Origin of the sequence: Aeromonas sp. S41-2 (genome assembly GCF_027705845.1) — a bacterium.
GTDB lineage: Bacteria > Pseudomonadota > Gammaproteobacteria > Enterobacterales > Aeromonadaceae > Aeromonas > Aeromonas hydrophila.
In genome coordinates, this window is sequence record NZ_JAPDCG010000001.1 from 1 (window position 1) to 12,074 (window position 12,074).

At 61.1% G+C, this 12,074-nt stretch carries 10 protein-coding genes and 1 pseudogene; all 11 read left to right on the forward strand.

Features of this window, described 5'->3' with window-relative positions; translation table 11 throughout:
- Window positions 1–321 precede the first annotated feature (321 nt).
- The 11 genes and pseudogenes from OKC44_RS00005 (at window position 322) to nuoI (ending at window position 12,065) form a co-directional block, all read left to right on the forward strand.
- A pseudogene (locus OKC44_RS00005) lies at window positions 322–424 on the forward strand.
- 441 nt (window positions 425–865) lie between these two features.
- Window positions 866–1,624: a flagellar motor protein gene (locus OKC44_RS00010; RefSeq protein ID WP_011705668.1), complete on the forward strand. Its 759-nt coding sequence runs from the start codon at window positions 866–868 to the stop codon at window positions 1,622–1,624.
- Entirely contained in the window at window positions 1,602–2,477 is an 876-nt protein-coding gene (locus tag OKC44_RS00015) for a flagellar motor protein MotB (protein ID WP_011705667.1), read from the forward strand. The genes OKC44_RS00010 and OKC44_RS00015 overlap by 23 nt, the downstream gene beginning before the upstream one ends.
- 258 nt (window positions 2,478–2,735) lie before the next feature.
- On the forward strand, window positions 2,736–3,140 hold the full coding sequence (locus OKC44_RS00020; protein WP_016350419.1) for an NADH-quinone oxidoreductase subunit A: 405 nt from the start codon (window positions 2,736–2,738) through the stop codon (window positions 3,138–3,140).
- 29 nt (window positions 3,141–3,169) lie between these two features.
- The gene (locus OKC44_RS00025) at window positions 3,170–3,844 is read left to right on the forward strand and encodes a NuoB/complex I 20 kDa subunit family protein (protein WP_005299840.1); all 675 of its coding nucleotides are present in this window, start codon (window positions 3,170–3,172) and stop codon (window positions 3,842–3,844) included.
- Window positions 3,845–3,846: 2 nt separating this feature from the next.
- On the forward strand, window positions 3,847–5,652 hold the full coding sequence (gene nuoC, locus OKC44_RS00030; RefSeq protein WP_011705665.1) for an NADH-quinone oxidoreductase subunit C/D: 1,806 nt from the start codon (window positions 3,847–3,849) through the stop codon (window positions 5,650–5,652).
- Between the two features lie 61 nt (window positions 5,653–5,713).
- Window positions 5,714–6,256, forward strand: coding sequence for an NADH-quinone oxidoreductase subunit NuoE (gene nuoE, locus OKC44_RS00035; protein WP_029303307.1), 543 nt, complete (start codon window positions 5,714–5,716; stop codon window positions 6,254–6,256).
- A complete protein-coding gene (gene nuoF, locus OKC44_RS00040) occupies window positions 6,253–7,620 on the forward strand; it encodes an NADH-quinone oxidoreductase subunit NuoF (RefSeq protein ID WP_270810350.1) in 1,368 nt (455 codons plus the stop codon). The genes nuoE and nuoF overlap by 4 nt, the downstream gene beginning before the upstream one ends.
- A gap of 79 nt (window positions 7,621–7,699) precedes the next feature.
- A complete protein-coding gene (gene nuoG / locus OKC44_RS00045) occupies window positions 7,700–10,429 on the forward strand; it encodes an NADH-quinone oxidoreductase subunit NuoG (protein WP_270810352.1) in 2,730 nt (909 codons plus the stop codon).
- Window positions 10,426–11,394 (forward strand): NADH-quinone oxidoreductase subunit NuoH, encoded by a 969-nt coding sequence (nuoH, locus tag OKC44_RS00050; RefSeq protein WP_011705661.1) that lies wholly within the window; start codon window positions 10,426–10,428, stop codon window positions 11,392–11,394. Before nuoG ends, nuoH begins: the two co-directional genes overlap by 4 nt.
- 128 nt (window positions 11,395–11,522) lie before the next feature.
- Window positions 11,523–12,065, forward strand: a complete 543-nt coding sequence (gene nuoI, locus OKC44_RS00055; RefSeq protein WP_011705660.1) for an NADH-quinone oxidoreductase subunit NuoI — start codon at window positions 11,523–11,525, stop codon at window positions 12,063–12,065.
- Window positions 12,066–12,074: the final 9 nt, after the last annotated feature.

The window sequence follows — 12,074 nt, forward strand, 5'->3', positions numbered from 1 at the left end:
GTTGTGGTCGTGGCAGAGGTGGTAGGATAGGCATCAACTCAGTCCTTTGGGTGTGGCTTGTTTTGTTTAGCGACTAATCAGATCGCACAAACTGGACTGAGTTCCCTTCCTCCGGTGATCTACTATTCGGAACAGCTATTTAGAGCTTATCTGACCCCATACAAGACAGATTTTTGTGTTAAGCAGTTTCTCCAAGTGCCTTTGCATCGGTCAGATAGGAGCTACAACGCAGTCAATTGCCACAACCTATGTGGTTGACATTTAATTAATTTCCTATATAAAAGTACGATAAGTCTCATAGCAATTACCTGAGACAATTATGTAGCTTTTATTTCGGTAAAAAATGCGTAAGCTATTGAAATTGAAGGTTATATTTGTGCTGTGATGTACGAGAATGAGGGTTCGAATCCCTCCCTCACCGCCAAATTTTAAAGAACCGACCTGATGGTCGGTTTTTTACTTTTGGGGTTTTCAGAAGCGCGACTCCCGTGAGAGAAAGCAGCAGCCTCGCCGGGTGCAAGCAATGTTGCCTGCGGTGATCAACGACTGACCGCAGCCCACAAGGAAAAAACACATGGGTAAAGCGTCCCACCCAATCTAAAAAACCGGCTCAATGGCCGGTTTTTTGCCTTCCCGTGTTTGCAATCTGATCTGCCGGGTCTCCCTTCCCGTCAAAGTCCCGCGACAGACCCTCCCCTTTTCGGTAAAACGCCCTGCGTGGCCCGGCTGCTTGCCACCCGGGAAAGAAATCTGTCCATCGAGGTCAAGGCACTCACTTTATTGCTCATCGATTGGATATCATTTTGAAAAACTGATACTTAAATAGCTACACTAGCCATTATCAATATTCAGGGATGTATAAAAAATGAGCTTAATCGGTCTGGTCCTGGCATTGATCGCCATCCTGGGCGGCAACATGATCGAGGGTGGACATCCCAGCGCCCTGCTCGATCTGCCCGCCTTCCTCATCGTGATCGGAGGTACCATAGGTGCCGCCTTGACCCAGTTCCCCTTCTCCGTTGTCGGCAGCACTCTCAAGCGTTTCAAGTGGCTGCTGGCCCCCCTCAAACTGGACATGCAGCAGCAGGCCGAACTGCTGGAAAACCTGGCCGGCAATGCCAGGCGCAGCGGCATGCTGGCCCTCGAAGGCATGATCGACGAGATCAAGGATCCCTTCCTGCAAAAAGGGGTGCAGATGATGGTCGACGGCTACGAGAAGACCAAGATCCACGAGGTGCTGGAGAACGAGATCGAGTTCGAGCAAGAAGATCTCGAGCAGACCGTCAAATTCTATGAAGCCATGGGCGGCTACTGCCCAACCATGGGGATCGTGGGGGCGGTGTTTGGCCTGATCCACGCCATGGGCCTGCTGGATGCCCCTGACAAGCTGGGGGGCGCCATCGCGGTGGCCTTTATCGCCACCATCTACGGGGTATCGGCCGCCAACCTGATCTTCCTGCCCTTTGGCAACCGCTACAAAGGGTTTGCCCATCAGATCCGCCACTACAAGGAGATGACCCTGACCGGTATCCTCTGCATCGTGGATGGCGAATCCCAGCAACGCCTGCAAGTCACCCTCGAACCCTACCTCGGAGGCCACGGTGGCAAAAAAGAAAAAGGCTGAAGCGCCGGAGAACCACGAACGCTGGCTGGTCTCCTATGCCGACTTCATGACATTGCTGTTCGCCCTGTTCGTAGTGCTCTACTCCTTTGCCATGGCCAAGCAGTCTGAAACCCGGGTGCTGATCCAGGGCTTCATCGAATCGCTGGGCAAAATTGGCCTCATCTCCCCTGCCGCGGGATCCCCCGTGATGCAGGGCGGTACCGGCATCCTGGAACCCGAGTCCAAGACCACTCCCAGCAGCCCGAAGAAAGAGACGGTATTGGAGAAGGATGCCCCCATGGCCGCCTCGGACCCCTTCAACGAGACCATAGGTGCCTCGGAAAAGCCGAGCGCAACGGAGTCATGGCCTCACAAGACCAAGGAGCAGGAGTGGGTGCAGGTCACCAAGAAGAAGCTCGAACAGCAGCTCAAGGCACAGATTGAATCCAAGGATCTGGAGGTGGAACAACTGGGCAGCCAGCTGGTGATCCGCATCGGCGAGAAGGCGCTGTTCCCGGCCGACTCCGCTTTCCTGCAGCCCCAGTTCATTCCGCTGGTCAACAAGATCTCCGGCATTCTGGCTGACATTCCGGGCAAGGTGGTGGTCACCGGCCACACCGACAACTCCCAGGCCCCGGTAGAGCTCTATCGCAGCAACTGGGAACTGTCGGTATTGCGCTCCGCCTCTATCGTGCACACATTGTTGACCAACCCCAAACTCGATGCCACTCGGGTCATCGCCCAGGGGGTAGCAGATGCCCAGCCACGCTATCCCAATGACACACCCGAGCATCGTCAGGCCAACCGCCGGGTCGAGATCACCCTCTCCCAGGGCAAGGCAGCCGAAGAGGCGCTACCCATCCTCAAACCCTGATCGAGCAGACCCCGCCTGGCGGGGTCTCTCATTTCACGATTAGTTTATTTTTCAAACGATCCCGCCATTTCCGTCACATCCTAAAAGCGATTGAAAATGATTCTCAAATAGGAACATTGACTCCGCTAGCAAAATACGATTTTCCTCCCGATGATTAATAATTAATCCTTTGAAATGACATGTAAATCAGTACGAAAGTGGCATAATACGTAACATCCTTGTTAAGTCGCGTGATTAATTCGGTTAGGGAAAACTCCTATGTTTGCTGATATTGCTGTCCAGCATTGGGCTTTTGCTGTCTATGTAGTTGGGGCCATCTGCATCTGCCTGACCATGATCGGCCTTGCCGCCCTGCTGGGTGGTCGAGCCTATGGTCGTGCCAAGAACAAACCCTTCGAATCTGGCGTCGATTCGGTGGGCAATGCCCGTCTACGCTTCTCCGCCAAGTTCTATCTGGTTGCCATGTTCTTCGTCATCTTCGACGTCGAGGCACTCTACCTCTTCGCCTGGTCCGTCTCCGTTCGGGAAAGCGGCTGGGTCGGTTTCATCGAAGCCACCATCTTTATCTCCCTGCTGCTGGTAGGACTCGTCTACCTGTGGCGCATTGGCGCCCTCGACTGGGCACCGAAAAAGCGCGTCCTGACCGACAAGAAGCCAGACTGAATTACTGATTATCCCTTTGAGGTTGCACCATGAAGTACACCCTGACCCGGATCGACCCAGATGCGCCCGTTGAGCGCTACCCCCAGGAACAGCGCCAGACCGTCGAGGATCCCCTGGCTCAAGAAGCCTCACGCGGCATCATGATCGGGCGCCTCGAAGAGGTGCTGCAAGACACGGTCAACTGGGGCCGCAAGAACTCCCTCTGGCCTTACAACTTCGGTATCTCCTGCTGCTACGTAGAGATGTGTACCGCCTTCACCTCCCCCCATGATGTGGCCCGCTTCGGCGCCGAAGTTATTCGAGCCTCACCGCGCCAGGCCGATTTCATGGTGATCGCCGGCACCCCCTTCATCAAGATGGCCCCCGTCATCCAGCGTCTGTATGAACAGCTGCTCGAACCCAAGTGGGTCATCTCCATGGGTGCCTGTGCCAACTCCGGCGGCATGTACGACATCTATTCTGTCGTTCAGGGCGTCGACAAGTTCCTGCCGGTCGACGTCTATATTCCGGGTTGTCCGCCCCGTCCCGAGGCATTCCTGCAGGCGCTGATGTTGCTGCAGGACTCCATCGGCAAGGAGCGCCGTCCGCTCTCCTGGGTGGTTGGCGATCAGGGCATCTATCGCCCCCAAATGCCTGCCGAGAAGGACCGCAAGCGTGGCGAGCGGATCAACGTCACCAACCTGCGCACGCCGGATGAGATCTGACCATGAAACTGACTCGAGAATTTCCCAGCAACTACGCCATGGCCCAGTGGCAACCGAGTGATCACAAAGACGCTCAGGTGATCGGCGAACTGTTCGCCCATTTCGGTGCCGAACGTTTCACCATCCAGAATACCCGCACCGGCGTGCCGGTGGTCTGGCTCTCCCGCGAGCTGCTGCTGGATGTCATGGGCTTCCTGCGCAAGCTCCCCTCCCCGTTCGTGATGCTGTTCGATCTCAGCGCCACCGACGAGCGGATGCGCAGCCATCGCCACGACCTGCCCGACAGCGACTTCACCGTCTTCTATCACCTCATTTCCATCGATCGCAACGCCGACCTGATGCTGAAGGTGCCGCTCAAGGAGGGTGATCTGACGCTGCCCACCGTCAGCCGCCACTTCCCCAACGCCAACTGGTATGAACGGGAAGTGTGGGATCTGATGGGCATCAATTTCGATGGTCACCCCCACCTGACCCGCATCATGATGCCCAAGAGCTGGCAGGGTCACCCGCTGCGCAAGGATTATCCGGCGCGCGCCACCGAATTCGATCCCTTCATGCTCGATGCGGTCAAACAGGATCAGGAGCAGGACAACCTGCTGTTCAAACCGGAAGAGTGGGGCATGGCCCGTGGCAACGAGAACGAGGACTACATGTTCTTGAACCTCGGCCCCAACCACCCCTCCGCGCACGGTGCTTTCCGCCTGGTACTGCAGCTCGATGGCGAGGAGATCCGCGACTGCGTGCCCGACATCGGCTATCACCACCGCGGTGCCGAAAAGATGGGCGAGCGTCAGTCCTGGCACAGCTACATCCCCTACACTGACCGGGTCGAATACCTGGGCGGGGTGATGAACAACCTGCCCTACGTGCTGGCGGTCGAGAAGCTGGCCGGCATCAAGGTGCCACAGCGGGTCGACATGATCCGGGTGATGCTGGCGGAACTGTTCCGCATCCAGAGTCACCTGCTGTTCATCGGTACCTATATCCAGGACGTGGGTGCCATGACCCCGGTCTTCTTCACCTTCACCGACCGGCAGCGGATTTACACCATCATCGAAGCCATCACCGGCGCCCGTATGCATCCGGCCTGGTTCCGCATCGGCGGCGTGGCTCACGATCTGCCCGTCGGCTGGCAGCGACTGGTGCAGGACAACCTGCTGAGCTGGCTGCCCAAACGGCTGATGGACTATGAGAAGGCCGCCATGCGCAACAGCATACTGCGTGGTCGCACCATAGGCGTCGCCGCCTACAACACAGAGCAGGCGCTGGCCTGGGGCACCACGGGCGGTGGTCTGCGCGCCACCGGCCTCAACTTCGACGTGCGCAAGTGGCGCCCCTACTCCGGCTACGATCAGTTCGAATTCGAAGTGCCGGTCGGCGCCAACGGCGATGCCTACGATCGCGCCCTGGTGCGCATCGAGGAGGTGCGCCAGAGCATGCGCATCATCGAGCAGTGCATGAAGAACATGCCGGAGGGACCGTTCAAGGCGGATCACCCGCTCACCACGCCGCCGCCCAAAGAGCGCACCCTGCAGGACATCGAGACCCTGATCACCCACTTCCTGCAAGTGTCGTGGGGCCCGGTTATGCCGGCCGCCGAGTCCTTCCAGATGATCGAGGCGACCAAGGGGATCAACAGTTATTACCTGACCAGCGATGGCTCCACCATGAGCTACCGGACCCGGATCCGCACCCCGAGCTTTGCTCACCTGCAACAGATCCCCTCGGTGATCCGTGGCCAGATGGTGTCGGACCTCATCGTCTATCTGGGCAGTATCGATTTCGTTATGTCGGATGTGGACCGTTGAGTAACGGCTGTTACCAAGACCCGTTACACGACAAAAAGGACAAGCCACAAAAGGTTAAGCCATGAGCCAGCAATGTCAGTGCCAACATAATCAGTCCCCGCAGGGACAGAGTTCATGCCAGGGCAAGGGGAACGATTTCGTCCTGAGTCAGGCAGAACGCGATGCCATCGAGCATGAGAAACACCACTACGAAGATCCCCGTGCTGCCAGCATTGAAGCGCTCAAGATAGTGCAGCAGGCCCGCGGCTGGGTACCTGACGGTGCCATTCACGCCATCGCCGCCGAGCTCGGCATCCCCGCCAGCGACGTGGAGGGGGTCGCCACCTTCTACAGCCAGATCTTCCGCCAGCCGGTCGGTCGCCACATCATCCGCGTCTGCGACAGCATGGTCTGCTACATCAACGGCCACGAACAACTGCTGGCCGGCCTGAAAGAGGTGATGGACCTGGCCCCCGGCCAGACCTCCGCCGACGGCCGCTTCACCCTGCTGCCGGTCTGCTGCCTCGGCAACTGCGACAAGGGGCCAGCGCTGATGATCGACGATGACACCTACGGTGGGCTCGACGCCGTCAGCCTGCTCAAGACCCTGGAGGCTTACCCATGAGTCTGGCATCCCTTGGTACCGCCAATCGCATCGCCCGTGCGGCCGAGACCCATCCCCTCACCTGGCGGCTGCGCGACGACGGCGCGCCGGTCTGGCTGGACGAGTACCAGAGCAAGCAGGGTTACGATGCGGCCCGCAAGGCACTGGGCCAGATGAGCCCGGACGAGATCGTCGGCACCGTCAAGGATGCCGGCCTCAAGGGTCGCGGCGGCGCCGGTTTCTCCACCGGAGTGAAGTGGGGCCTGATGCCCAAAGACGAGAGCATGAACATCCGTTACCTGCTCTGCAACGCCGACGAGATGGAGCCGAACACCTACAAGGATCGGCTGTTGATGGAGCAGCTGCCCCACCTGCTGATCGAGGGGATGATCATCTCTGCCAAGGCCCTCAAGGCCTACCGTGGCTACATCTTCTTGCGCGGCGAGTACGTCGATGCCGCCACCAACCTGCGCCGCGCGGTGGAGGAGGCCAAGGCTGCCGGTCTGCTCGGCAAGAACATCCTGGGCTCGGGCTTTGACTTCGAGCTGTTCGTCCACACCGGCGCGGGTCGTTACATCTGCGGCGAAGAGACGGCACTCATCAACTCCCTGGAAGGGCGCCGCGCCAACCCGCGCGCCAAACCCCCCTTCCCCGCCGTTTCCGGCGTCTGGGGCAAGCCGACCTGCGTCAACAACGTCGAGACCCTGTGCAACGTGCCCGCCATCATCGGCAACGGTGTGGCCTGGTATCAGGGGCTGGCGCTGCCGGGTTCGGAAGATCACGGCACCAAGCTGATGGGCTTCTCCGGCAAGGTCAACAACCCCGGCTTGTGGGAGCTGCCGTTTGGCATCACCGCCCGCGAGCTGTTCGAAAACTATGCCGGTGGCATGAAGCCCGGCTATCGCCTGAAAGCCTGGCAACCGGGCGGCGCCGGTACCGGCTTCCTGCTGCCCGAGCACCTGGATGCCCAGATGTACGCCGGCGGCATCGGCAAGGTCGGCACCCGGATGGGCACGGGCCTCGCCATGGCGGTGGACGACAGCATCAACATGGTCTCCCTGCTGCGCAACATGGAAGAGTTCTTCGCTCGCGAGTCCTGCGGCTGGTGCACTCCCTGCCGCGACGGCCTGCCCTGGAGCGTCAAGCTGCTGCGCGCGTTGGAGCGGGGCGAAGGTCAGCCTGGGGATCTCGCCACTCTGGAGCAGCTGGTCAGCTTCCTCGGCCCAGGCAAGACCTTCTGCGCCCATGCCCCTGGCGCCATCGAGCCGCTGGGCAGTGCGATGAAGTATTTCCGGTCGGAATTCGAAGCCGGCGTCAAGGCGCCGCAGGATAATCGCAAGCAGCTCAAGGGTATCCAGCCCAACCTGCTGGGCGAGCGCTGGTAAGGCACGCAGGGCGCCCGCCGCGGGCCCGCTGAACCGGCGCGAGCCAAAGAATTTATCTCATTGAAGTCAGGGAAGTTGTATGGCCACCATTCATGTAGACGGTAAAGAGTACGAGGTAGACGGAGCAGATAACCTGCTGCAAGCCTGTCTGTCCCTTGGTCTGGACGTCCCCTATTTTTGCTGGCACCCGGCGCTCGGTAGCGTCGGCGCCTGCCGCCAGTGTGCGGTGAAGCAGTATCAGAATGCCGACGACAAGCGCGGCCGCCTGGTCATGTCCTGCATGACCCCCTCCACCGATGGCACCTATATCTCCATCGAGGATGAAGAGGCGAAGGAGTTCCGCAAGACGGTGGTGGAGTGGCAGATGACCAACCACCCCCACGACTGCCCGGTGTGCGAAGAGGGTGGCTCCTGCCACCTGCAGGACATGACGGTGATGACCGGCCACAACAGCCGCCGCTACCGTTTCACCAAACGCACCCACCAGAATCAGGATCTGGGCCCCTTCATCAACCACGAGATGAACCGCTGCATCGCCTGCTATCGCTGCGTCCGTTACTACAAGGACTACGCCGGCGGCGAGGATCTCGGGGTCTACGGCGCCCACGACAACGTCTATTTCGGCCGGGTCGAGGACGGCACCCTGGAGAGCGAGTTCTCCGGCAACCTGGTGGAGGTCTGCCCCACCGGCGTATTCACCGACAAGACCCACTCCGAGCGCTACAACCGCAAATGGGACATGCAGTTCGCCCCCAGCATCTGCCAAGGGTGCTCGGTCGGCTGCAACATCAGCCCGGGTGAGCGTTATGGCGAGCTGCGCCGCATCGAGAACCGCTACCACGGCGCCCTGAACCACTACTTCCTGTGCGACCGCGGCCGCTTCGGCTACGGCCACGTCAATCTGACCGACCGCCCACGCCAGCCCCTGCTGCAGGATGGCAGTGACAAGCTGGCCATCACGGTGGACGGCGCCCTGAACCGGGCCGCCGATGCCCTGCGCACCGCCGCCGGTGTCATCGGCATCGGCTCGCCCCGCGCATCGCTTGAGAGCAACTTCGCCCTGCGCGAACTGGTGGGTACCGCCAACTTCTACAGCGGCGTCGAGCAAAGCGAATGGGAATGCCTGCAGAAGATGCTGCAGATCCTGCAGCACGGCGGCGTGCGCACCCCCAGCCTGCGCGACATGGAAGAGGCCGACGCCGTGCTGGTGCTCGGCGAGGATGTCACCCAGACCGCAGCCCGCATTGCCCTGGCCCTGCGTCAGGCCGTCAAGGGCAAGGGCCGCGAAATCGCCCGCAAGCTGAAGGTGGATCTGTGGCAGGTCGCCGCGGTGCAGACCCTGGCCCAGAACGAGCGCTACCCGCTGCTGATCACCAGCCTGGACAGCACCCGACTGGACGACGTGGCGAGCGGCACCCTGCACGCTCCCCACGCGGATCAGGCGCGCCTCGGCTTCGCCATCGCCCATCTGCTCGATGGCAGCGCCCCTGCCCTGACCGATCTCGCCCCCGAACAACAGGCCCTGGCCGCCAGCTGGGCCACGCTGCTCGGCAACGCCAAGAAGCCGCTCATCATCGCCGGCACCGGTGCCCGCAGCCAGGCGCTGCTTGAGGCGGCCAGCAACATTGCCCGCGCCCTCAAGGGCCGTGGCCAAGCCGTGGAGCTCGCCCTGGTAGCCCAGGAGACCAACAGCCTGGGGCTGGCCATGCTGGCCGGCAATGCCGCCCCGCTGGAAGCCGCCCTCGAGCGTATCGAAAGAGAAGATAAGCTCGCGCTGGTGATGCTCGAAAACGATCTCTACCGCCGCGCACCGCGCAGCCGTGTCGATGCCGCCATCGACCGTCTGCAGCACCTGCTGGTGGTCGACCATCAGGACACCGGCACCGCCCAGAAGGCGAACCTGGTGCTACCTGCCGCCAGCTTCGCCGAGGCCGATGGTACCCTCATCAACATGGAAGGCCGCGCCCAGCGCTTCTTCCAGGTTTATGCCCCCGCCTTCTACGACGCCGACATTCAGGTGCGCGAGGGCTGGCGCTGGCTGGCCGCCCTGCAAGGCGTGCTGGATCGCAAACCGTTGCGCTGGAACACCTTCGACGAGGTAAGCAGTGCCTGCGCCGCCAGCGCTCCGCTGCTGACCAGCATGCGCGAGGCCGCACCCAACGCGGGTCTGCGCATCCGTGGCATGAAGCTCGCCCGCGAGCCGCACCGCTACAGTGGCCGCACCTCCATGCTGGCGGATCAGAACGTGAGTGAGCCCAGAGTCGCCCAGGATCCCGACTCGCCCTTCAACTTCTCCATGGAAGGCTACGCCGGTGCCCGCCAGCCGCTGCAACAGGTGCCGTTCGCCTGGGCACCGGGCTGGAACTCCCCGTCCGCCTGGAACAAGTTCCAGGATGAAGTGGGTGGCAACCTGCGCGCCGGGGATCCCGGTCGCCGTCTGCTGGAAGCGGGCGAGGACAGTCTCGGCTGGTTCGACACCGTCCCCGCCCCGTTCAGTGCCAAAGAGGCGCTGCAGGTGGTGAGCTATGACCAGCTGTTTGGCGGCGAAGAGCTGTCTGCCAGAAGCCCGGTCATCCAGGCCCGCATGAGCGAACCCGTGCTGGTACTGAACCCGGCCGACGCCAACCGTCTCGCCCTCAATGCCGGCAGCCAGGTCGCCTTCTCCTGGGGTGGCCACCACTGGCGGCTGACCCTGCGTCTGAGCGAGCATCTGACCGCGGGTCTGGTGGGTCTGCCGCTTGGTGTCAACGGTCTGCCGACCGCCCTGCACCAGCAATATCTCGCTAACCTGCAGGAGGCCATCGCATGAGTGACTCTCTGATCGATCTGTTGCTGGAAATCGGCAAGGCATTGATCGTGCTGGTGGGGATCGTGGGGGCCGGCGCCTTCATGAGCTTCATCGAGCGCCGTCTGCTGGCGCTGTGGCAGGATCGTTACGGCCCCAACCGGGTAGGCCCCTTCGGCCTGCTGCAGCTGGCGGCCGACATGATCAAGATGTTCTTCAAAGAGGACTGGATCCCGCCGTTCGCCGATCGCCGGATCTTCGTGCTGGCCCCCATCATCGCCTTCACCGCCTTCATTCTGGCGTTTGCGGTGGTGCCGATCACCCCCACCTGGGGCGTGGCGGACCTCAACGTGGGGCTGCTCTACATCCTGGCCATCGCAGGGCTGGCGGTCTACGCCGTGCTGTTCGCCGGCTGGTCGAGCAATAACAAGTACTCATTGCTCGGTAGCCTGCGCGCTTCAGCTCAGACCCTCTCCTACGAGGTGTTCCTGGGCCTCTCCTTGATGGGCATCGTCATCCAGACCGGCAGCTTCAACCTGCGGGATATCGTGGAAGCCCAGGCAGGACTGTGGAACGTGATCCCCCAGATCCTGGGCTTCATCACCTTCCTGTTTGCCGGCGTCGCCGTTACACACCGCCATCCGTTTGACCAGCCGGAGGCCGAGCAGGAGCTCGCCGACGGTTATCACATCGAGTATGCGGGCATGAAATGGGGTCTGTTCTTCGTGGGCGAGTACATCGGCATCGTGCTGATCTCTTCGCTCATCGTGACCCTGTTCTTCGGTGGCTGGCACGGCCCCTGGCTGCCGCCTTTCATCTGGTTTGCCCTGAAGACCGCCTGTTTCATGGTGTTCTTCATCCTGCTGCGGGCCTCCTTGCCCCGCCCGCGCTTTGACCAGGTGATGTCGTTTGGCTGGAAAGTCTGCCTGCCGCTGACCCTGCTCAACATGCTGGTCACCGGCGCAGTGGTGCTGATGAATGCGCAGTGAGGCCGCAATGGACAGAAAAATTGTGATGCCGTTTGGCTGGAACGTCTGCTTGCCCGCCGCCCTGCATCCCGCTCGGGATGCAGCCGGTACGGGCTGTGGTGCTGATGAATGTGCAGTGAGGCACGACTATGAAAATTATTAACATCATCAAGGGTGTCGGCACCCAATTGCGCAGCCTGGGGATGGTGTTCTCCCATGCCTGGAGCCCCCGCGAGACCCTCAACTATCCGGAACAGGCAGTCTATGCGGCGCCCCGCTATCGCGGCCGCATCGTGCTGACTCGCGATCCGGATGGCGACGAACGCTGCGTGGCCTGCAACCTGTGTGCGGTGGCCTGCCCGGTCGGCTGCATCTCGCTGCAGAAATCCGAGCGGGAAGATGGTCGCTGGTACCCGGAGTTCTTTCGCATCAACTTCTCTCGCTGCATCTTCTGCGGCCTGTGCGAAGAGGCCTGCCCCACCACCGCCATCCAGCTGACGCCGGATTTCGAGATGGGCGAGTACCGCCGCCAGGATCTGGTGTACGAGAAGGAAGATCTGCTGATAAGCGGCCCCGGCAAGTATCCGGATTACAACTTCTACCGCATGAGCGGGATGGCCATCGACGGCAAGCCGAAAGGGGATGCCGAGAACGAAGCCAAGCCCATCGATGTCAAGAGCCTGCTGCCCTGAGGAGTCAAT

Bases quoted from the DNA above. Each gene is read 5' to 3' on its own strand.
- OKC44_RS00010 (WP_011705668.1), top strand. From the start codon at position 866: ATGAGCTTAATCGGTCTGGTCCTGGCATTGATCGCCATCCTGGGCGGC.
- OKC44_RS00020 (WP_016350419.1), top strand. From the start codon at position 2,736: ATGTTTGCTGATATTGCTGTCCAGCATTGGGCTTTTGCTGTCTATGTA.
- OKC44_RS00025 (WP_005299840.1), top strand. From the start codon at position 3,170: ATGAAGTACACCCTGACCCGGATCGACCCAGATGCGCCCGTTGAGCGC.
- nuoC (WP_011705665.1), top strand. From the start codon at position 3,847: ATGAAACTGACTCGAGAATTTCCCAGCAACTACGCCATGGCCCAGTGG.
- nuoE (WP_029303307.1), top strand. From the start codon at position 5,714: ATGAGCCAGCAATGTCAGTGCCAACATAATCAGTCCCCGCAGGGACAG.
- nuoF (WP_270810350.1), top strand. From the start codon at position 6,253: ATGAGTCTGGCATCCCTTGGTACCGCCAATCGCATCGCCCGTGCGGCC.
- nuoG (WP_270810352.1), top strand. From the start codon at position 7,700: ATGGCCACCATTCATGTAGACGGTAAAGAGTACGAGGTAGACGGAGCA.
- nuoH (WP_011705661.1), top strand. From the start codon at position 10,426: ATGAGTGACTCTCTGATCGATCTGTTGCTGGAAATCGGCAAGGCATTG.
- nuoI (WP_011705660.1), top strand. From the start codon at position 11,523: ATGAAAATTATTAACATCATCAAGGGTGTCGGCACCCAATTGCGCAGC.